This window comes from Sphingobacterium sp. G1-14, from assembly GCF_002196555.1.
Taxonomy (GTDB): Bacteria; Bacteroidota; Bacteroidia; order Sphingobacteriales; family Sphingobacteriaceae; genus Sphingobacterium; species Sphingobacterium siyangense.
This window is the reverse complement of record NZ_CP021381.1, coordinates 416,352-436,723: the sequence shown is the minus strand read 5'-3', so window position 1 is coordinate 436,723 and position 20,372 is coordinate 416,352. Positions and strand designations below refer to the sequence as shown.

The window sequence follows — 20,372 nt, the reverse complement described above, 5'->3', positions numbered from 1 at the left end:
TTTGAGCCAGCAAGCTCATTTTTAAATAACCTGTTCGTATTAATTAGATAACAGCGTAAATATCAGACTCACGCATAATTAAGTACTCTTTTCCTTCATAAGTGATTTCAGTACCTGCGTATTTTCCATACAATACTTTATCACCAACTTTAACAGTTAACGGCTCGTCAACTTTACCTGTACCTACAGCAACTACTGTACCTTGAGATGGTTTTTCTTTCGCTGTATCGGGAATATATAACCCTGAAGCTGTTTTTTCTTCTGCAGGAGCAGCCTCTACTACTACTCTATCTCCGATAGGTTGGATACTTAATGCCATAATTAATTTACTTTTTATCTGTTATTGAATTTATTTTAATGTTATAATCGTTATAAACACATCATCTTTTATGCCAATTGTAAATAAGACAGCTTATAAGACAATTTTTCACAGAAAAGTTAATATCTCCATCGACAAAAATTCATTTTGCTGTCACACTGTCATTCCCGGCCTGCCAGTCTTACTTCCGTCGACCGCCATCCCAATAAAATTAACGGTACAGGTCTGCCTTAGACAAAATACCCAACATAAAAAAGCCCCGTCTGTGAAAACAAACGGGGCTCATAATTCTTTAATGACAACTATTTCTTAGCTTCTTCTGCTGGTTTTGTTGCCGGTGTAGTCACTGGGGCCTTTTCTTGCGATTGAGACGGAGCAGCTTGCTCTTGTCCCGCAGGAGCACCAGCAGGTTGTTGTCCAGTACCCAAATTCAATGGACCTTGTTGTTTAGGCGCTTCAATTTGACCTCCCAATCCACCTTTAGATGTACTTGGAGACGTACCAATAACATTTACACCTAAGCTAAATACCATAATGGCAATAACCATGATCCAGGTACCTTTTTCCAAAAAGTCACCTGTACGTTTTACTCCCATAAGATTCGTTCCACCTGAAAAACCAGATGACAAACCACCTCCTTTTGGATTTTGGATTAAAACCAAAAACGCTAAAATAATACTAGCTAATATGATTAGACCGATTAATAATCCTTGCATCTCTTTATGTTATTAATTTAATTTCTTTTCTAATTCTGTTATGCGTGCCGCAAAGTAAGCATTTTTTTCTGGATATTTCAAAACTAATTTTTTGTAAACCTCTATTGCTTTTGGATATAAGCCTTGCTCCATATAGATCTTTGCAAGCGTTTCGGTAACAAGTGAATGTTGATCTTCCGAACTTTTCCTAGCTTTATTCTCCAAGTCTAATTTTTCCGCTTGCAGAGGCTGAATCATAGGCTCCTCACGAATAAACTTCTCGATCACCTCATCAGTTTTACGTGGTATTTGAAAAGATATGGTCGTTTTAACCTCATCACTCAACTTTGCTTCAGGCGATTGTAAGTGAAAGATATTCTCCCGGATCTGTTGATCGAGTAGCTGACTATCCAGTTTCTCATGAATTTTAGCAATATCGTCATTGGAGGGCGTCATCGGGCCTAATGGAGATTTAACATAGGGCTGATAGGTATCAGCATATTCTAATCTCGTCTTATGCAACCACCATAAGAAACTGTATGGCATGGTATCATCATCATAGACCGAAACACGCTCTTGACCATCATCCATTATTTCGGCAACAGATTCCGATAGAACAGGTGTTACTAGTGCCGACTCCTCTGAATCGGCAATAATTTCTTGCTGCTGATCGCTTGACCGAAAATAATCTTTTGCAACCCCCGCTTGAATCAAACGATCCAATTCATCAACCTCCACCTTGGATAAAACTGGTTCAGCAACAATTTCGCTCTCAGTTTCAATTTCGACAATCCCATCATCGTCGCGAATTGCTCCATCCACTAGAAATTCATCTGAAGGCATTATTGTATCAGGCTCTGCCGCTGATTTACAATGCATAAATTCATACAACCAACTCGGAGAAGATGCATAGAGCAAAGTAGACGATAAATTCTGAACTGAACTATGCTTGCCAAAAACTTTACGCTCATAGACAAATCGCAGGCTTTGGGCATACGGGTATTTTTCAATCAATGCTAAAACAACATCTTCGGCCACGGTGTCCGGATGATTGATTGCTTGAAAAAAAAGCTCGTTATTGGATAATGATATATTAAGATTCATCTTGGAAATAGAATTACCAATTAGCAAACGCTTTATTGTATATATCCTCAGTTAACATTTGAATAATTTCTTTACCCAAGGTCTCTTCTTGCGCGCTCTGAAGGTTTCCTGCAAATTCTTTAAATCGCGTAAAAGGTTGCTCAAAATCATCCTTCGGATTAATTTTATTATGATAGGTAACCTTGATTGTAATAGTCAATCTATTCATAGCTGCACGATCTGTCCCAGCTTCAACAGCTGCCGGACTTATCGAATACTCTGTAATAAATCCCTCAAAGGTAGCATCACCATCTTGATTCACCTGACTCAATCGAGATTGGTTACGGATACGCTCTTTCAGTGCCTCCGTAAAATTCTGACTTAAGGTCGGATAAACCAAAGGAGCTATATTTTCGAAATATTGAATATTGACTGTTTTCATTCCCTCAGGAATGGATCCACCAGTAAATCCATATTTTACCCCACAACTATTCATTACAAACAAAAAGGTTGTGGTGAGAAAAGCATATAAAATTTTTCTTGACAACATCTGTAAACCTTAATCTAAATTTAAGTCTTTAATTTTTCTGTACAAAGTTCTTTCAGAAATTCCCAACTCTTGCGCAGCAGCTTTACGTTTACCGCGGTGCTTTTTCAGTGCTTTCTTGATCAGATCAGACTCCTTATCAACAAGCGATAAAGATTCTTCAACTTCTTGAGCATCCTGCAGATATTCATCCTGTGCAACAGGACTTTTTAATACATTTGTCGTATTTGCCGGAGAATGTATCGTTAGCGTTGGGGTTGTATTATAATTTTCTGGATCCGCTTTCAATTGTGGTTCAATCTCTTGGTACAATTGATTAATGTAGGGAGAATTTTGATCAAATGTGCTAGAATCGACACCTTTCTGAATTAATTCAACCACCAGTTTCTTCAGATCAACCATATCCTTCTTCATATCAAATAAGACTTTATACAGCAAGTCTCTTTCTGAAAAATCCTCTTTTCCACCATTATTTGAAGGAACGACCGCTGGCAAACTCGTTCTGGATTCATTGGGCAGATAATTTTGAAGTGTATATGAATCAACAATGCGTTCTTTTTCCAAAACAGCGATTTGTTCCGCAACATTTTTCAGTTGACGCACGTTTCCAGGCCAGCTATAGTTGCGTAGCATATTCTGTGCATCTTCTGTCAGTTGAACCCCAGGTGTACGGTATTTCTCAGAAAAGTCCACAATAAACTTGCGAAATAATAAGTTGATATCTTCAGGTCTTTCACGTAAAGACGGTACGCGCAATGGTACAGTATTTAAGCGATAATAAAGATCTTCGCGAAATTTACCTTTTTGTACGGCTTCAAACACATTCACATTTGTCGCAGCAACCACCCGCACATTTGTCTTCTGTACCTTGGATGACCCTACCCGTATATACTCACCGGACTCCAATACCCGTAATAATCTTGCTTGTGTACCCAAAGGCAACTCACCTACTTCATCTAGAAAGATTGTTCCACCATCAACGACTTCAAAATATCCCTTCCTGGCTTCATGGGCACCCGTAAAAGAACCTTTTTCGTGACCAAACAACTCGGAGTCAATGGTCCCCTCTGGTATAGCTCCACAATTGACCGCAATAAAAGGGCCATGCTTACGGGAGCTCAATTGATGGATAATATGCGAAAAAACTTCTTTACCACTCCCACTTTCACCCTGTATTAATACGGAGATATCAGTTGGAGCCACTTGTCGTGCAATATCGATAGCACGGTTCAACAAAGGCGAATTACCGATAATTCCAAATCTATTCTTTATATCTTGGTTATCCATAAATTTCCAGTTGGAAATAAAACAATCTAAGTTTTCTTAATCAACAATCTTTCCTAATAATGTCGCAGAAGTACATGACTCGATAAGTACATTCACATAATCACCTTGTTTAAATCGAGGATCGATTGGAAATACCACCAATGCATTTTGATCATTACGACCGCAAAAATCGAACTCAGACCTTTTTGAAAATCCCTCAACAAGCACTTTACATACTTTGCCAACAAAATGTTGATAACGATATAAGCTATGATCGCGCTGTTTATTGATAACTTCTGTTAAACGACGTTTTTTTACATCCTCTGGAATATCATCTGCGTATCTTTTTGCAGCCAAAGTACCTGGCCTTTCCGAGTAAGCAAACATATAGGCGAAATCGTATTTGACATAATCCATCATAGATAATGTTTCCTGATGCTCCTCTTCCGTTTCAGTACAGAAACCTGTAATAACATCTGTAGAAATAGCACATTCAGGAATAATACGACGAATGGCATCCACACGTTCCATATACCATTCACGGTCATATGTACGATTCATCAATTCCAATACACGGGAATTTCCAGATTGAACTGGCAAGTGAATATAATTACAGATGTTTTCATGCGAAGCTATTGCATATAAAACTTCATCTGTAATATCTTTTGGATGGGAAGTAGAGAAGCGAATACGTAAAAGCGGGCTGATTTCAGCAACCATCGTAAGCAAGCTAGCAAATGTTATAGTTTCACCCGGTTCCTCCCCTTCAGCTACTGGAGCAGTATATTTGTAGGAATCCACATTTTGTCCCAACAACGTAACCTCCTTATAGCCTGCATTAAAGAGATCTTGGGCCTCCTTGACGATAGATTGCGGATCACGGCTACGTTCACGTCCACGTGTAAAAGGAACAACACAGAAAGAACACATGTTGTCGCAGCCACGCATAATCGAAATAAAAGCTGTTACACCGTTTGAATTCAAACGAACAGGATTAATATCGGCATACGTTTCCTCTCTAGATAACAAGACGTTTACAGCTTTAGCTCCATCGTCAACCTTATCAATCAAATTTGGCAGATCGCGATAAGCATCTGGCCCTACAACGACATCAACCAACTTTTCTTCCTCTAAGAATTTCGATTTCAAACGCTCGGCCATACACCCCAGCACTCCAACGATCATTCCAGGATTTTTTGCTTTAGCAGCTTCAAATTCCTTTAGACGATTGCGCACTCGCTGTTCTGCATTTTCGCGGATTGAACAGGTATTAATAAAAACCACATCAGCTTCCTGATAATTCTTGGTTGTTTCAAATCCCTTATCCAACAAAATAGAAGCAACAATCTCACTATCCGAAAAATTCATCTGGCAACCGTAACTTTCAATATACAGTTTGCGTCCATTACTTAAAATCGGATCCTGTTCTAATAATAATGCCTCACCCTGACGAGATTCGTCGTGTTCCTTAGTGGTATGTGTTAAATCTAGCATAGCTCGATATTCAATAGAATATAATTTTTATTATTTTCGATGGCGTAACCAATGCAATGACCGATCTTTTGCTGATCTGATTTTATGCCCTTAGTTATTTCAAAGACTACAAAGTTAGAAATTTAAATCCATATAATGACAGTTTGTCAGACAGAAATATGGTTTATCCTTTGTCAAATTTTAGGAGCAAATGGACCATATAAAAATTCTGACACGCTGTATTTCACAAAAAAAGCGTTGATTAAATCAACGCTTTCTTATGATTCAAGATCAATAAATTTGTTTCAGGAGAATATTCCTAAAAATGCTTACTGACCTGCTTGTTGTTTTGCTTCTTTTTTCATTTGATCACCTGCTACAATAACGATTTCAACACGACGGTTTTGAGCTCGTCCTGCTTCCGTATCGTTACTTGCAATTGGCTCAGAGAAGTTTCTACCTTCAGTTCTAATACGCGAAGACGCTAAGCCTTTAGATACCGCAAATGCACGTACAGAATTTGCGCGGTCCAAAGACACTTTTTCATTCGCAGCCAACGTACCTACATTATCTGTATGTCCGATAACCAGGATTTCAGTACCTTGTTCTTTGTTCAAGGTTGTTACCAAATTTGCGATATTATCTTTAGCTGACGCTTTTAAATCTGATTTATTGAAGTCAAATAAAATACCTGAATCAAACTTAACCACGATACCTTCCGCAGATTGCGTAACTTCAGCACCTTCAACAGTTTTAGAAATCTCAGCAGCTTGCTTATCCATTTTTTTACCAATCAATACACCGGCAGCTCCACCAATGGCAGCACCCGCTAATGTACCGATAGCCGTATTACCGGCTTTGCCACCGATCAATGCACCTAAAGCACCTCCAGCAACACCACCGATTACACCACCTTTAGTCGTATTATTTGTATTTTGGATGGTAGAACAACTTCCAAATAACATAGCTGAGGTTGCAACTGTCAAACCTAATACAGCTAATTTTCTATTCATTTTCATATGTATGCTATCTAAGACTTTTAATATTCAAATTAAATACCGTTCTACTAAAATCAAACAAAGTGCCAAAAGACATTTTTATCAACTTTTTTGTTACAAAACACTGAAAAAGGCCGTTAAAACTTCCAAAAATGACGTCGATACGCTACATAATTTTAAATCACCTTTTCCTACTCGTACAAACAGCTAACAGTAACAAAAGCAAAATGTTTTTATTTTTCTTGAGTCTTTACTTCAATATCAGGTAAAAGAGCTCCTTTAGGCCTTCCCTTTGCATTAAAGTCGTCCATAGATTGTTGTACGTAATGCATTAAATCATACTGTCCCCAATGCTCAGCCAAATCAAAAGATGGACGGTAACGTATCATAAAAGCATCTAATTCTGTACTATCCAGCTTCGTCAGATTTTTAACAGCTTCACGAGAGAAAATACGATCAACTTGTAATTCATCCTTCTCTTTGTCCATAAATCGCCCAAAGCGTTTTGCATTCTTGGCTTCCCTTCCAAAAAGATTATAAAGGGCGGTTGCAGGACTACCCAGATAGGTTCCGAACTTATTTTTACCCCCATTATAAACACCCTTTTTAGCGTAATTATTCATGGCATCATTTAATTCGGCCTCTTTCGTTTTTCGCTCAACGATGACGGTCTCCAATCGTATCCCTTCTTGCAATTCCACATAAAACTCATTCAGGTTGGTCAGCACGGTTTTAACAGGTGAATACCCGACTTTGGTAAAAGACAGGGAGTCTCCTACCGATGCATCAATCGTAAAAACACCAAAAGAGTTACTCAACGTTGATCTGTGCGTGCGCATATTAAGCACCACAGCATCTCCAATGCGATTACCGTTCCCCTTTTGCAGCACCATTCCCGAAACCTTCTGCTGTTGTTGCGCAGTAGCTCCAAAATAGGTGAATAACAGCAAAAAAAGCCCTAATATATGTATATGTATTATTTTCATCCTATTATCTCTCTTCAATTACCCCAATTGGTTTCAGTGCGATTGTAAATCAACAATTTCATTGGGTCAAACATTCATTTCCGTAAGGAACAGCTTATAATTTATTTCAATCTTATTAATTCCCAGCTACACCTAACCTACTTTGTTAAAAGTAATAATAGTTTGACACTTGTACTGTTAAAAAAGTTTAAATATTCTTTGTTTATCATTTGTATGGATAAAAAACAAAATTAGCCCCTTCAGCAACTACAACAAACAAGCACATATAGTCTTTCGCAGGCTTATAGTTCTGAATAAAAGACGCTTTACGATCTTCTTGAATAATATCCATTTCTACAAACTCTTCCAGTGTCGAGGCGTTTATGCTCCATTTCGTCTCCAGTTCCTTACGATCTAATATCACTTCGCCAACGGAAACTTCATGCTGATGTGCGACAAAAATTGGGTAGTCAGAATAACCTTCTTCAACAATCTCCAGCGCTACTTCGCGGATTGATTCACTATAAAAATCGAGATCTACCTGCAGACTTTTTAATGGACTTTGCTCTGTAGACGGTGTATTTTCTTCTCTTGCAGATCCTGCAAATAAATCTTCTACTTCCATACTGTATGCTATTACTTCTTTAATTCCAATAAAACCACATTCTCAACGTGTTGGGTATGCGGAAACATATCTACTGGCTTGATCCGCTTCACCTCATATTTTTCGCCCAACAACACCAAATCGCGTGCCTGTGTAGCAGCATTACAACTGACATATACAATACGCGGTGATTCCATTTCTAACAAACGAGCTACAACGTCAGCGTGCATTCCTGCACGTGGTGGATCTGTAATCACCACATCTGGTTTTCCGTGTTCAGCTATGAAGGAAGGGGTCAACACATCTTTCATATCTCCAGCGTAGAACTTTGTATTCGTAATATCATTGATCGACGAATTGACTTTAGCGTCCTCAATGGCAGTAGGAACATACTCTACACCAACAACTTCTCTCGCCCTCTTAGCGACAAAGTTTGCAATTGTACCCGCTCCTGTATACAAGTCATACACCAACTCATCCCCCTTTAAATCGGCAAAGTCACGTGTGATTTTATACAGCTCATACGCTTGTGCAGAGTTTGTTTGATAGAACGACTTAGGCCCAACTTTGTAACGCAAGCCCTCCATCTCCTCATAGATAAAATCACGACCGGCATATACATGAATATCCTGGTCGAAGATTGTATCATTGCGTTTCTGGTTTACAATATATAACAGGGAAGCGACTTGAGGAAACTTTTCTTTAACAAATTCCATCAACAACTCAACCTGTCCTTCTTCCGGATATGCAAACACAACGATCACCATCATCTCCCCGGTTGAAGAAATACGGATAATCAAATTACGCAATACACCTGTGTGTTCACGCAAATCGTAGAACGTCATATCTTGACTAAGAGCAAAATCACGGATACTATTACGAACTTCATTTGAAGGATCTTCTTGCAAAAAACAATGATCGATATCTAAAATCTTATCAAAACGTCCAGGCACGTGAAAACCCAGTGCATTCATTTCTAATTGGGACGAATCTTCATCAACAGAAGTCAACCATTTTTTGTTTGAAAAAGTATATTCTAATTTATTTCTGTAATATTCTGTTTGCACAGAGCCTAAAATACTTTCCATCGCTGAAGTATCTACTTTCCCAATACGCGACAGCGCATTATCGACAGATTGTTGCTTAAATTTTAACTGAGCATCATAGGTCATATGCTGCCACTTACATCCACCACACACTCCAAAATGTGCACAAAACGGATCTACGCGATAAGATGAAGCCTCTTTTAAACTGGTTACCCGAGCTTCCGCAAAATTCTTTTTCTTGCGCATAAGCTCCACGTCAACAACATCACCAGGAACAGCTTTTTCTACAAACAAAACCAAATCTTCGGTTTTTCCAACACCTCTACCCTCTTCGGCAATATCAATGATGGCAATATCTTTCAAGAACTTTTTATCTTGCGGAATTCTTCTACTCATAGGGTGCAAAAATACAAATTTATACCGATTTTCCATCTGCATAAATTATTTATAGGCATTGATTATCACTGGTATAAACGGGTTCTTAACAGGCTCGTAACTTCGTAAAGGAAACAATGGGACAAAGGAATATGAGCAAAAGCAACTCCCCTACAAGAGAATCATAAGAAAAGAGAGCTATACTCAAAAGATGGCGCCGCGATTTGGGCAGAGATGAAAGGCTTAGGATAATTTTACTGAACTGTTGCCTGAACAAGATAAGGAAGGATCTCTTTCTGAAACGAAATAAAGTTTTTTCGTACATCGGCATCTGAGACGGCCGTAAAAGCAAAAGAAAACACAATGCTTTTACTGGACTTGATCAAAAAGGTCAGCTTTTCTTCGCTAATCGCTTCATTTATTTTTTCATTCTGAATGAATGTGCTTAGGAGCAAAAACTCCAAATCTTCAGAAAGCGTTTTTAAATATTCTTGTGCGTTCGCAGATTCCCGGATAAACTCCCAACCGATCAATTCATTGCAAGCCGTATAAGTCAGTCGGCTTACCCGCAAAATTGTTGAAGCCAAAAACGAAGCCATATCATCTTCATATTTGGTTGTTTTCAAAATATCCTGCAGACTCGCACGAAGATAATCCATGAGAATGGCATGCAAGATCATCTCTTTACTATCAAAATACTTGTACACCGTCGCCTTCGCAATCTTAGCTTTTTTTGCCAATGTGTTTACACTGGTTTTATGGTAGCCATTTTGACGAAAGAGCTCACGTGCTGTTCTTTTTATGGATTCAATAATATAATCTGGTTCCATATACGTTAGATCGTACGAATGTTGAAAGTCATCTACAAAGCTTAAAGACCAAAAAGCATCACATTATTCTCTTGCCTAGTTATCGTAGAGAATAATGTGATGCCACAATCTTTACAATGATTAATTTATATTAATTCAGTCTCAAATTGAGACAAGAAACGTGTGTCATTTTCTGAGAAAAGACGTAGGTCTTTAATCACATATTTAAGGTTTGTGATACGTTCTATTCCCATACCAAAAGCAAAACCCGAATATTTTTTACTATCGATACCACAGTTATCAAGCACGTTAGGATCGACCATACCGCAGCCTAAAATTTCTACCCAGCCAGAGTACTTACACAAGTTACACCCTGCCCCTTTACAGATTGTACAGGAGATATCCATTTCTGCCGAAGGTTCAGTGAAAGGAAAATAGGATGGACGGAAACGTACTTTGGTACCTTCGCCATACATCTCTTGAACAAAATGATATAAAGTTTGTTTCAAATCCGCAAAAGAAACATTTTCATCTACATATAAACCTTCTACTTGATGAAAGAAACAGTGTGCACGTGCTGATATAGCTTCATTTCTATAAACACGTCCAGGCATTATCGCACGAAACGGTGGTTTACCGGCTTCCATTAAACGCACCTGAACCGAAGAGGTATGCGTTCTCAATGTAATGTCATTACCTTCTTGTTTTTTGATAAAGAAAGTATCTTGCATATCACGCGCAGGATGTTCCGGCGGAAAATTCAACGCAGAAAAATTATGCCAGTCATCTTCAATTTCCGGCCCTTCTGACACAATAAAACCCAATTTCTTGAAAATTTCAACAATTTCTTTACGAACTAAAGAGATTGGATGTCTAGACCCTAGCTGAAAACCTTGACCAGGCAATGTTAAATCACTCGCTAATTCCTGGGATTTTTGCTTCTCACCAGACCCGAACTTTTCTTGTACTTCTTTGAATGTATTTTCTGCTAACTGCTTAAATTCATTCAACACTTTTCCCAAAGTACGTTTCTCTTCAGGCGTAACTGTTTTGAATTCATCAAAAAGATTTTTCACAATCCCTTTGGAAACCAAAAACTTCAATCTGAAATTTTCTACATCGGCTGAAGAAGTTGGCACAAATGCCTTAATCTCTTCAGTATACTGCGTAATTCTATCTTGCAACATAATTAGAGCAAACATAGCCAAAATTTCCGCTAAAAAGAAATTTTGAACTTCGACTGAGCATCATAAAAAAACACGCAACAGAAACAGCATACTCGCTTGGGAGAAAGCTATCAGATTTCAACCCCCAAAATACGAATAAAACAAAAGAGCAGGCATAGTTGCCTGCTCTTTTGTTCTTCGATGATTTTACTATATTTACTATACATGTAAAGTTTTTACATAATCTCAAATTCTTCCGCTTAAAATGGTAATGGATTATCCTCCTGATCATTCTCCGTAAAATCGACCTCCACTTCCTTATCTTCGACTTTTTGCGCTTGTGTGTTTGCTGTATTACCAGCACTTACACCAGCATTCGGCTCAAAATCCGATTTACGGCCTAAAAGCGTAAAGGTTTCGGCGACAACCTCTGTAGCATATCGTCTAATACCTTCCTTATCTTCATAAGTACGAGTCCGCAGCCGACCTTCAATATAAACTAACTTCCCCTTTGTTAGATATTTTACAGCCACGTCAGCCAGACCTCGCCACATAACAATATTGTGCCATTCGGTTTGTTCTACTCTTTTTCCGTCTTTGTTATACGTTTCTGATGTTGCCAATGGAAAACTGGCAACAGAGACATTGCCTTCTAAATAGCGAATTTCGGGATCTTTTCCAAGATGTCCCACTAAAATGACTTTGTTAACTCCTGACATAATTTAAAAGCATAAATGGTTAAAAATTTGACCTTTCCAAAAAGGTAAAGATCAACTTGTGTTTAGCTAATTTATCTAAATCTTTTAGAAATACATAATCCCAATTGGATTTTTTTTGAATTAGATCGCCTTTTAACCGCACCTCAAAAAATGTCGCATAAATATTCTGATGACTCAAGATATGTTTTGTCTGCTGCTGTAAAACATGCAGCTCTGCATCGGGACCGAAACAGGAAATAAACCACTCATCGCTAAGAACATCCGGAATTGACAAGCTGTAATTAGACTCCAAAAGTGGAAACTCATATAGATTCTGCCAAACGTCACCTTCACCGCGTTTAGACATCAGTATCCGATCGTTGTCCTTCAAGATAAAATAATTAAAGTATCTATCTTTGCTTGCCTTGGCTTTAAGCTTTACAGGCAATTGATCTACCTGGCCTTTAGATAACGCATAACAGGAAGGACGAAACATACAGAATTCACATAAAGGCAGCTTGGGCTTACAATGGGTAGCACCAAAATCCATAATCGCCTGATTATACAATGCCGGGTGTTTAGGATCAAGATTTTCTTTGGCTATAGCTGTAAAAATCTTCTTTCCTTCCGTAGAATTGATAGGTGTTTCTATGCCATAGTATCGCGCCAATACACGAAACACATTTCCATCCAATACCGCCTGGGCTTCATCGTTCGCAAAAGAGGATATCGCCGCAGCAGTATACTCTCCTATTCCAGGAAGCGTTATTAATGTTTGATAATCTACCGGAAAAACACCCTGATACTGATCGCGAACTATTCGCGCAGCCTTATGCATATTCCGGCCTCTAGAATAGTAACCCAGACCTTGCCAAAGATGAAGAATGTCATCTTCTTCTGCATTCGCAAATTCCACAACATTCTTAAATCGCTCGACAAAGCGTACATAATAGGGCAAGCCTTGTTCGACACGAGTCTGTTGCAGAATAATTTCAGAAAGCCATATTTTGTAGGCATCTTTTGTTTCTCGCCATGGTAGATCTCGCTTATGTTGTCGATACCATACTTGCAATTCCTCGCCAAATTTCATAGCGACAAAAATGCGTAATTTTTCGCTAATACCAACATTCCATCATTCGAGGATAGGTCTACGAATGTAGGTAATCTGTTCATCAGGTTCTAAAATCGTATTTTCCAATGTGATAAACCCCTTATATTTTTCCTTTAGCGCCTGATAGAGACGTCCATCATAAGAAACAGCAAATCGCCCATCGGCTTTGAGATAAACCGGCAAATGTCGATTGCCCACGTCGAAGCAGAACTCGCCCACAACAGATAGATTCTGACTATCCAACAATACACAAAGACAAGGTAAAATGTTGACCTGGATAAATAAATCACCGCGATGATAAATACACTGCCCTGAACGCAATGCGCTGCTATCATCACGCTGTATGCGCACTCGATTACCCTTTCTTGTTTTCCGCTGGATAACGCGCTTATTTACTTCATAATAGGAAAGATCCAAAATATCTGAATCGCGGCCCAGCTTCAATTTGTCAAAATCAGGGATAACATCAATCCATATCTCGTCGTGCAGGTTTCCCTTATGCATAGTTAGTTCCTTCCACCACTACAGCATCCACCAACTCCCGCTTACTTTTTCGACGAGGTTTTCTGTGTTCAATGACGGTGATTTCCTGCGCCTTCGATTTCTCATCTTCGGCTATAGCTTCAACTGTTGTGTCTTCCTTCTTTTCAGAAAGCTTATGTTGTGTAAAATCCCAACACAATTGCCCCAACATATGTAAAAAGTCATAAAGCAACTCTCCATCAGTACCCAAAGCACGTAGGATAACCACATCTTTTGAAGCCTGCGTAAAGCCGTAAGAGATGTCATTGTATTCAACAGTTAGGATTTCATCCAATTCATATTTTAATTCTTGCGCAAAAAGAGCCGAGAACACAAAAGTTGCCTGATGGGTGTATCCCTCAAAAAATAACATCTTCTGTATCGGCTGACTTTTGGGACGCAAAAGCTGATTGTCAATAAAGGACAGTTTACCTTGTCTAAAAATCTTGGTTTGGGTATGCAGGCTACCAAACTCAAAAGCTTCTTTCATGTGGATTCTTCCCACACTAATAATGTCCCCCCACATCAAAACTGCATCTTCAGCCAAGTGAATATGATTGCTTGCCTTAAAAATAGAATCCTTAAACGGGGTTACTGGATGTGGAATGTAATGAAACAGGCCTCCGGCATCCACATGCACGTCCGTATGTTGTCTTGCTCCGGTTTTCATAGGATGAAGCTTATTGAAAGACTGTGTAAAAAGTTTCAATTGTGCATCTTTTTTCACATGAACATCAATGTGCAAATAATCCGTATCCATAATACCAGGCGATGCACTCATGATGATCATTTCCAAATGATTGGTCAATCCTGACGCGCCATAATGCGTTAGTTTATAAGGTGCATTATGATAACTTTCCTTCAATCTACTTCTGCCGTCCTCTTTGGCAACATTTAATACGATTTTGCTATCCATATACGATAAATTTTAACCTACGGGCTCCAACAAAGCATACTTTTTGATCCATGATTTCACATCTTCTAAACCTTCTAAAGTCATTAAGTTTGTAAAAATAAATGGTCGTTCACCACGCATGCGGATTGTATCCTGACGCATAACTTCCAAGTCGGCATTTACATAAGGGGCAAGGTCTATTTTATTGATCAACAACAAATCCGAGCGCGTAATACCTGGCCCACCTTTACGCGGCATTTTCTCTCCTTCAGCAACATCGAGAACAAATATGGTCAAATCGGCTAGATCCGGACTAAAAGTCGCCGTCAGGTTATCGCCCCCACTTTCAACAAAAATCAGTTCCACATCCTCAAAACGATTCGCTAATTCTTCTACAGCTTCAATGTTCATCGAAGCATCTTCACGGATAGCCGTATGCGGACAACCTCCTGTTTCAACACCAATAATACGTTCAGCGGGCAGTGCCGAATTCTGTTGTAGATACATAGCGTCCTCACGCGTATAAATATCATTTGTTACGACACAGATACTATAATCTGCCGACATCGAACGTGTCAACCGTTCAATAAGTGCCGTCTTGCCAGAGCCCACAGGACCAGCAACACCAATTTTCACGTAATTTCTCTTAGACATCTTTTATTTCAGTTATTTTTACGAAATGTAAATTCTCGTGTATAATTTTTCATGTTGCATGCATCCAATATCCTGAGCGATACAACAATTTCCAATCAGATCATCATCCAGTTCGGGCTGTAATGCAACCAATTTATTAATCAAGGGCTGTAGTTTAAACAAAATCTGCTGTGCATCCATTTGGCTAATTGGAACCAGTTTGGCACAATTCGTCATAATACCATTCAAAGAATTATAATAAAAAGCACTCAGTGCGTCTGCATAACTAATTTCCTGCGCATGGGCAAACATGGCAAATGCCATCGCATAGTGACCATGCAATTCTTGCGCATTTATCGCCTTTAGATAAGCCGAACAACGCTTGACCGGTTTTAACTTTTCTGTCAATTTTAAAAACCGTATTCCCAATTTCTTACTGGCATCCCGAATCTCATAAGGGGCTTTGAAAGCGGTTATCAATGCATCCAGTTCAGCGATCTTTTTCCTAGTTGCTCTTGATTCACACAATTGCCAGGCCTTATGAAAAAAAGCGGCATCGTTGTAATAGAAACTATGCTCCAATAAAGTCTGTGCATATTCTTTTGCAGTTTTAGCATCATGTACAATCTCTTTATTGATATAAGTTTCCAAGCCATAGGAATGTGTGAAGCCTCCAATCGGAAATACAGAATCATTAATCTGCATTAATGTCAACAATGGATTCATATGTAATCGTTATTAATTAAGTATTAGAGTCCCTTGGCCAGGGTAATTTTGTGCTGGACTACGGCATACTGATGTATGCGTAACGTATGGGTTCTTTCAATCACCCGTAGTTCTTTCGTCGGCGTAAAACCTGCTCTTTCTAAGGTTTCCCAAAGGGGATTTTCATAGGCTGCAATAATTTCATGTGCAGCGTTGATGAAAACAGGGATATGTTTGTTGCCAATTTCGAGACATATCCGAGCCATATCCAAGAGGTTTTTAGGACGTACAACAAGGCAAGGACAGGGCAATATTCGAACAGCAATGCGCAGTTCCTTTGTTTCGAACAAAATATCACCGTCAAACAAGGATTCCGTCCCCAAATTTTTAAAGCCTATTTCACGGCCTTCAACAGTGAACCCTCGGATAATACGTCTTTCCGTATCAAACCATTCGAGTTCCAAAAAATCAAGTTCAACACCGTTCTGATCTGTGCTATCGGCCCAAATATTCCCCTTAATGTCTCTTGCTAACAACATAAATAACCAATTAGAATAAGAAGTACCGTTGGGCCATTGGAAGTTCCTTCAATGGTTCACAGGTCGCCAACACACCATCGACTGTTACTTCATAGGTTTCTGGATTAACGACGATATTTGGTGTTGCATGATTATGTACCATATCTTTTTTCATCACCGTACGACATCCCTCCACAGGCAGGCATTTACGTGACAAATTCAATTTTTGAATATTTCCGTTCTCCAAAGAAATTTTCGAAACGAAATTGAAGCATAGTTTTGAAACTGCTTTACCATAATTCCCAAACATTGGCCTATAAATGATTGGCTGTGGCGTCGGAATTGACGCATTGGCATCCCCCATTTTAGCGCCCAAAATCATACCGGCTTTGATGATCAACTCGGGTTTTACACCAAATAATTCTGGTTTCCAAAGGATCAAATCTGCATACTTTCCTTTTTCAATCGAACCAATATATTGGTCAATACCATGTGCTTTAGCAGGGTTGATTGTAAATTTAGACACATAACGTTTGACACGGAAGTTATCATTTTCTTTGCCTTGATCTTCAGCTAAAGGGCCGCGTTGGATTTTCATCTTATGGGCGGTTTGGAATGTACGGGAAATGACCTCTCCCACACGTCCCATCGCTTGGCTATCCGAACTCATAATTGAAAATACGCCCATGTCTTGCAAAATATCCTCGGCAGCAATTGTCTGTGGACGGATACGTGAATCAGCAAATGCCACATCTTCTTTCACATTTTTATCCAAGTGATGGCAGACCATCAGCATGTCCAAGTGTTCTTCAGCAGTATTTACCGTAAAAGGTTTTGTTGGATTGGTAGATGCAGGGAGGATATTGGGATACATGGCGATCTTAATAATATCCGGAGCGTGTCCACCGCCGGCTCCTTCCGTGTGAAAAGTATGGATTACACGACCATCTATCGCAGCAACAGTATCTTCCAAGAAACCGGCCTCATTCAGTGTGTCGGTATGGATCGCAACTTGTACATCGTATTTATCAGCAACTTTCAATGCCGCATCAATTGTTGCCGGAGTCGCTCCCCAATCTTCATGGATTTTCACGCCCAGTGCACCAGCTTCAATTTGTTCTTCGATAGGTTTAGTGGTCGATACGTTACCTTTTCCGAAAAAACCAACATTGATAGGAAGGTTTTCAAAAGCTTCAAACATACGCTCGATATACCACTTTCCTGAAGTCACTGTCGTTGCCAGTGTTCCATCTGCAGGTCCCGCACCGCCACCAATAAAAGTAGTTACACCAGAATATAGCGCTGTTTCAATCTGTTGCGGCGAGATAAAGTGAATGTGCGTATCAATACCGCCTGCAGTTAGGATATAGCCCGCTCCCCCATGCACTTCCGTAGAAGCACCGATGATCATGCCTTCGGTTACACCATCCTGTACATCTGGGTTTCCAGCTTTACCAATACCTACAATTTTACCATCCTTAATACCGATATCGCCTTTTACAATACCCCAGTGATCAATGATAATGACATTAGTGATGCAAAAATCCAACACACCCTCATCACGCAAGGCACGAGCAGATTGCCCCATACCATCACGAATAGTTTTACCGCCACCAAATTTGTTCTCTTCTCCGTAAACATTGAAATCTTTTTCAATTTCAATAAAAAGCTCTGTATCTGCCAGACGAACCTTATCTCCAGTGGTCGGTCCAAAAAGAGCGGCATATTTGTCTCTCGGGATATAAAGTTCCCCATCAACATATTTTACAGATGATTTATCTAAACCTAGTTTATCTAAACCAAGCGCATGTAGACCAACAGTAGTACCCAAAGTAGTGAGCCCTACAACTTTAATCCATTCGCGTCTATTCCATCCTCCCATATTTATTTAGATTGTCTGAATTTCAATTTTTTCATTTTATCAATGGCTTTGGTCTTCACCGATTGATCTGTATACTTCCCATTTGTCAATCCATTAAAACCGTGGATTTCCTTACTTCCGCCAAATTCAACCAGAACAACTGATTTTTGTTCCCCTGGTTCAAAACGAACAGCGGTGCTGGCTGGAATATTCAAGCGCATCCCAAACGCTTTCTCCCTGTCGAAGGAAAGCAACTTGTTCGCTTCAAAGAAATGATAGTGTGAACCTACCTGAATCGGTCGATCACCTTCATTTTTCACAACAATGCTTGTGGTTCTGTGCCCAACATTAGCTTTGATTTCCTCTTTTTTTAAAATGTATTCTCCTGGAATCATATCATTCAATATTTATTAACGAATAGGATCATGGACAGTCACCAATTTAGTTCCGTCCGGAAAAGTAACTTCGATCTGTACATCATGGATCATCTCGGGGACTCCTTCCATGACTTGGCTCCTCTTCAATAAGGTAGTACCATAAGACATTAAGTCCGCCACAGACCTTCCGTCCCTAGCCTCCTCCATAATCTGGGCACTGATGTAAGCGATACACTCTGGATAATTTAATTTTACCCCGCGTTTCAATCGCTTAGCCGCCAATTCGCCGGCCAAATGCAACAACAGCTTTTCTGTTTCTCTCGGTGTTAAACGCATAAAAAAATAATTATTTGTTAATTTGTTAAAGGAATTATTATAAAACTGGAATGGTAAAATATGCCCCAAAGGCTAAGCGGTTGTACTGACTCTTGGCCATATCCATATAGCCCTTATAGTTTACGGTGTTACCAACGTAACCTAAATAAAACCGAAGATCCTGGTTGTGAAACGGCTTATGTTGCAAAGCCGCAAAATAGGTCCAGTTTTGGCGAAAATTCTTACCTAGTTGATTATCATCTCTCGATCCCGCGATCTCATACCCACCTTTCAAAGCAACCTCCCATTTTTTACTCAAAAATTGATCATAGCGCAATATGGCAGAGCTGTAGTTCACATCTTTGGCCAATACACGGTTCTCGCCAGTTCTACCATAAAATTCGTTGATCGCCGAAGATGCAATCATCGCATGATCGACAGCAAGATAAGAGTACTGTAAATCAAGATATAGCATCTGTTTTGCTGTTTTGAATTTATTCGCTAATGAAACGGCATGATTAGTATGTCCCTTTGCAAACTGAGAGATGTTGTAAGACCATTTCGTATTAAAACGCTTATCCATAAATGCACCCACCCAAGTGAAATAGGCTCCCATTGGTACACTAGAGCGTTCCAAATCACCTACAGCAAAACCATTTTTTGCATGAAGCTCCATAAAACTATCATTGGTCGTGTTGTAAGCTTGGGCATGTAACGAATGATTCGGGTTGACTTCATAAGATAACATTCCACCGACAACAAAGAGATTCAGTATACGGTCGACATAGTCTGTGAACTTATATTCGTAAATTGGGTTATTTTCAAATTCATAACTCCCGACCATCGCACTTTGCTTGCCGGCCGTAACGGACCATTTGAGATCCTTGCCAAACTTGTACTTGATCAATGCCATGTCCAAGGCTCTGGATCCATTATCCTGACTCGTTGGAGCAAATGACCGATTCAAGCGAAAACGTACTTTATACGACAGTCTATCATTGTATTCCCCGCTCATCAAAATACGGGCATCATCAAGGTTTGCTTTTGCTTGAGACGCCCCCTCCCCATTGTCCGTTTGCAGGCCTGCTCTTAACAGGACATCCAATTGAAATGATTTTGCTCTCGCGGGTTCTTTCAGTAACAAGCTGCTCCTTTGCGCCTGAACAGAGTCCGTTTGGATCTGCTCCTGCGCATGCAATGATGCTATGCCAATCCCCAGTGTTGTAAAAAGTGAAAGTGTTTTTTTCATCCTTATATTTTGTTCCTTTATGGTAACGAAGCAATCCCGCGGTTTCAAAACATAATTCGATTCGAAACAACAAGATAGATCCATGAGTTATACTTATCTCTGGTACAAGTATATCACAGCCACCTAAAAATGGAATAAGGAT

The 20,372-nt window shown here is 39.5% G+C and carries 22 protein-coding genes and 1 pseudogene; all 23 read right to left on the bottom strand.

All coding sequences use genetic code 11. From position 1 onward, the window contains the following. Positions 1–43 precede the first annotated feature (43 nt). Positions 44–319, bottom strand: coding sequence for a co-chaperone GroES (gene groES / locus CBM24_RS01895; protein WP_088160030.1), 276 nt, complete (start codon positions 317–319; stop codon positions 44–46). Positions 320–621: 302 nt separating this feature from the next. Then, positions 622–1,035, bottom strand: a complete 414-nt coding sequence (gene secG, locus CBM24_RS01890; protein WP_088160029.1) for a preprotein translocase subunit SecG — start codon at positions 1,033–1,035, stop codon at positions 622–624. Positions 1,036–1,047: 12 nt separating this feature from the next. Then, on the bottom strand, positions 1,048–2,118 hold the full coding sequence (locus tag CBM24_RS01885; RefSeq protein ID WP_088160028.1) for a hypothetical protein: 1,071 nt from the start codon (positions 2,116–2,118) through the stop codon (positions 1,048–1,050). A 13-nt stretch (positions 2,119–2,131) separates the two neighbouring features. Then, positions 2,132–2,647 carry an LptE family protein gene (locus CBM24_RS01880; RefSeq protein ID WP_088160027.1) on the bottom strand — a complete coding sequence of 172 codons (516 nt, stop codon included), beginning with the start codon at positions 2,645–2,647 and terminating at the stop codon, positions 2,132–2,134. Between the two features lie 9 nt (positions 2,648–2,656). Next, positions 2,657–3,931 (bottom strand): sigma-54 interaction domain-containing protein, encoded by a 1,275-nt coding sequence (locus tag CBM24_RS01875; RefSeq protein ID WP_088160026.1) that lies wholly within the window; start codon positions 3,929–3,931, stop codon positions 2,657–2,659. 36 nt (positions 3,932–3,967) lie between these two features. After that, a complete protein-coding gene (gene miaB, locus CBM24_RS01870; protein ID WP_088160025.1) occupies positions 3,968–5,404 on the bottom strand; it encodes a tRNA (N6-isopentenyl adenosine(37)-C2)-methylthiotransferase MiaB in 1,437 nt (478 codons plus the stop codon). Positions 5,405–5,712: 308 nt separating this feature from the next. After that, a complete protein-coding gene (locus CBM24_RS01860; protein WP_349681403.1) occupies positions 5,713–6,396 on the bottom strand; it encodes an OmpA family protein in 684 nt (227 codons plus the stop codon). Between the two features lie 218 nt (positions 6,397–6,614). Then, a complete protein-coding gene (locus CBM24_RS01855) occupies positions 6,615–7,367 on the bottom strand; it encodes a hypothetical protein (protein WP_088160023.1) in 753 nt (250 codons plus the stop codon). A 205-nt stretch (positions 7,368–7,572) separates the two neighbouring features. Beyond that, positions 7,573–7,971, bottom strand: coding sequence for a hypothetical protein (locus tag CBM24_RS01850; RefSeq protein WP_088160022.1), 399 nt, complete (start codon positions 7,969–7,971; stop codon positions 7,573–7,575). 11 nt (positions 7,972–7,982) lie between these two features. Continuing rightward, the gene (rlmD, locus tag CBM24_RS01845; protein ID WP_088163427.1) at positions 7,983–9,392 is read right to left on the bottom strand and encodes a 23S rRNA (uracil(1939)-C(5))-methyltransferase RlmD; all 1,410 of its coding nucleotides are present in this window, start codon (positions 9,390–9,392) and stop codon (positions 7,983–7,985) included. A gap of 233 nt (positions 9,393–9,625) precedes the next feature. After that, positions 9,626–10,201: a TetR/AcrR family transcriptional regulator gene (locus CBM24_RS01840; protein WP_046674798.1), complete on the bottom strand. Its 576-nt coding sequence runs from the start codon at positions 10,199–10,201 to the stop codon at positions 9,626–9,628. Positions 10,202–10,326: 125 nt separating this feature from the next. Continuing rightward, positions 10,327–11,367 carry a phenylalanine--tRNA ligase subunit alpha gene (pheS, locus tag CBM24_RS01835; RefSeq protein WP_088160021.1) on the bottom strand — a complete coding sequence of 347 codons (1,041 nt, stop codon included), beginning with the start codon at positions 11,365–11,367 and terminating at the stop codon, positions 10,327–10,329. Between the two features lie 239 nt (positions 11,368–11,606). Continuing rightward, positions 11,607–12,065: a single-stranded DNA-binding protein gene (locus CBM24_RS01830; protein WP_046674796.1), complete on the bottom strand. Its 459-nt coding sequence runs from the start codon at positions 12,063–12,065 to the stop codon at positions 11,607–11,609. Positions 12,066–12,084: 19 nt separating this feature from the next. Next, entirely contained in the window at positions 12,085–13,134 is a 1,050-nt protein-coding gene (mutY, locus tag CBM24_RS01825) for an A/G-specific adenine glycosylase (RefSeq protein ID WP_088160020.1), read from the bottom strand. 42 nt (positions 13,135–13,176) lie between these two features. Further along, entirely contained in the window at positions 13,177–13,659 is a 483-nt protein-coding gene (locus tag CBM24_RS01820; RefSeq protein WP_088160019.1) for an urease accessory protein UreE, read from the bottom strand. Next, complete coding sequence (locus tag CBM24_RS01815) at positions 13,652–14,593, bottom strand: urease accessory protein UreD (protein WP_088160018.1); 942 nt, start codon at positions 14,591–14,593, stop codon at positions 13,652–13,654. The genes CBM24_RS01820 and CBM24_RS01815 overlap by 8 nt, the downstream gene beginning before the upstream one ends. A 12-nt stretch (positions 14,594–14,605) precedes the next feature. After that, the gene (ureG, locus tag CBM24_RS01810) at positions 14,606–15,226 is read right to left on the bottom strand and encodes an urease accessory protein UreG (protein WP_088160017.1); all 621 of its coding nucleotides are present in this window, start codon (positions 15,224–15,226) and stop codon (positions 14,606–14,608) included. Positions 15,227–15,244: 18 nt separating this feature from the next. Continuing rightward, entirely contained in the window at positions 15,245–15,931 is a 687-nt protein-coding gene (locus tag CBM24_RS01805; RefSeq protein ID WP_088160016.1) for an urease accessory protein UreF, read from the bottom strand. A 23-nt stretch (positions 15,932–15,954) separates the two neighbouring features. Further along, positions 15,955–16,449: an urease accessory protein UreE gene (locus CBM24_RS01800; RefSeq protein ID WP_088160015.1), complete on the bottom strand. Its 495-nt coding sequence runs from the start codon at positions 16,447–16,449 to the stop codon at positions 15,955–15,957. A gap of 10 nt (positions 16,450–16,459) precedes the next feature. Then, positions 16,460–18,310 (bottom strand): urease subunit alpha, encoded by a 1,851-nt coding sequence (gene ureC, locus CBM24_RS01795; RefSeq protein WP_088160014.1) that lies wholly within the window; start codon positions 18,308–18,310, stop codon positions 16,460–16,462. 77 nt (positions 18,311–18,387) lie between these two features. Beyond that, a pseudogene (gene ureB / locus CBM24_RS01790) lies at positions 18,388–18,684 on the bottom strand (urease subunit beta); the annotation flags it as partial. A 15-nt stretch (positions 18,685–18,699) separates the two neighbouring features. After that, positions 18,700–19,002, bottom strand: a complete 303-nt coding sequence (gene ureA / locus CBM24_RS01785; protein WP_046674789.1) for an urease subunit gamma — start codon at positions 19,000–19,002, stop codon at positions 18,700–18,702. Positions 19,003–19,039: 37 nt separating this feature from the next. Beyond that, positions 19,040–20,230 carry a porin gene (locus CBM24_RS01780; protein ID WP_088160013.1) on the bottom strand — a complete coding sequence of 397 codons (1,191 nt, stop codon included), beginning with the start codon at positions 20,228–20,230 and terminating at the stop codon, positions 19,040–19,042. Between the last annotated feature and the right edge of the window lie 142 nt (positions 20,231–20,372).

What these genes read in the sequence shown, in the direction of transcription:
- CBM24_RS01850 (WP_088160022.1), bottom strand. Translation starts at nt 7,971, where the DNA reads ATGGAAGTAGAAGATTTATTTGCAGGATCTGCAAGAGAAGAAAATACA.
- pheS (WP_088160021.1), bottom strand. Translation starts at nt 11,367, where the DNA reads ATGTTGCAAGATAGAATTACGCAGTATACTGAAGAGATTAAGGCATTT.
- secG (WP_088160029.1), bottom strand. Translation starts at nt 1,035, where the DNA reads ATGCAAGGATTATTAATCGGTCTAATCATATTAGCTAGTATTATTTTA.
- CBM24_RS01780 (WP_088160013.1), bottom strand. Translation starts at nt 20,230, where the DNA reads ATGAAAAAAACACTTTCACTTTTTACAACACTGGGGATTGGCATAGCA.
- CBM24_RS01805 (WP_088160016.1), bottom strand. Translation starts at nt 15,931, where the DNA reads ATGAATCCATTGTTGACATTAATGCAGATTAATGATTCTGTATTTCCG.
- ureG (WP_088160017.1), bottom strand. Translation starts at nt 15,226, where the DNA reads ATGTCTAAGAGAAATTACGTGAAAATTGGTGTTGCTGGTCCTGTGGGC.
- CBM24_RS01855 (WP_088160023.1), bottom strand. Translation starts at nt 7,367, where the DNA reads ATGAAAATAATACATATACATATATTAGGGCTTTTTTTGCTGTTATTC.
- CBM24_RS01815 (WP_088160018.1), bottom strand. Translation starts at nt 14,593, where the DNA reads ATGGATAGCAAAATCGTATTAAATGTTGCCAAAGAGGACGGCAGAAGT.
- groES (WP_088160030.1), bottom strand. Translation starts at nt 319, where the DNA reads ATGGCATTAAGTATCCAACCTATCGGAGATAGAGTAGTAGTAGAGGCT.
- CBM24_RS01800 (WP_088160015.1), bottom strand. Translation starts at nt 16,449, where the DNA reads ATGTTGTTAGCAAGAGACATTAAGGGGAATATTTGGGCCGATAGCACA.
- CBM24_RS01830 (WP_046674796.1), bottom strand. Translation starts at nt 12,065, where the DNA reads ATGTCAGGAGTTAACAAAGTCATTTTAGTGGGACATCTTGGAAAAGAT.
- ureA (WP_046674789.1), bottom strand. Translation starts at nt 19,002, where the DNA reads ATGCGTTTAACACCGAGAGAAACAGAAAAGCTGTTGTTGCATTTGGCC.
- CBM24_RS01885 (WP_088160028.1), bottom strand. Translation starts at nt 2,118, where the DNA reads ATGAATCTTAATATATCATTATCCAATAACGAGCTTTTTTTTCAAGCA.
- ureC (WP_088160014.1), bottom strand. Translation starts at nt 18,310, where the DNA reads ATGGGAGGATGGAATAGACGCGAATGGATTAAAGTTGTAGGGCTCACT.
- CBM24_RS01840 (WP_046674798.1), bottom strand. Translation starts at nt 10,201, where the DNA reads ATGGAACCAGATTATATTATTGAATCCATAAAAAGAACAGCACGTGAG.
- CBM24_RS01880 (WP_088160027.1), bottom strand. Translation starts at nt 2,647, where the DNA reads ATGTTGTCAAGAAAAATTTTATATGCTTTTCTCACCACAACCTTTTTG.
- CBM24_RS01820 (WP_088160019.1), bottom strand. Translation starts at nt 13,659, where the DNA reads ATGCATAAGGGAAACCTGCACGACGAGATATGGATTGATGTTATCCCT.
- mutY (WP_088160020.1), bottom strand. Translation starts at nt 13,134, where the DNA reads ATGAAATTTGGCGAGGAATTGCAAGTATGGTATCGACAACATAAGCGA.
- CBM24_RS01875 (WP_088160026.1), bottom strand. Translation starts at nt 3,931, where the DNA reads ATGGATAACCAAGATATAAAGAATAGATTTGGAATTATCGGTAATTCG.
- rlmD (WP_088163427.1), bottom strand. Translation starts at nt 9,392, where the DNA reads ATGAGTAGAAGAATTCCGCAAGATAAAAAGTTCTTGAAAGATATTGCC.
- CBM24_RS01860 (WP_349681403.1), bottom strand. Translation starts at nt 6,396, where the DNA reads ATGAATAGAAAATTAGCTGTATTAGGTTTGACAGTTGCAACCTCAGCT.
- miaB (WP_088160025.1), bottom strand. Translation starts at nt 5,404, where the DNA reads ATGCTAGATTTAACACATACCACTAAGGAACACGACGAATCTCGTCAG.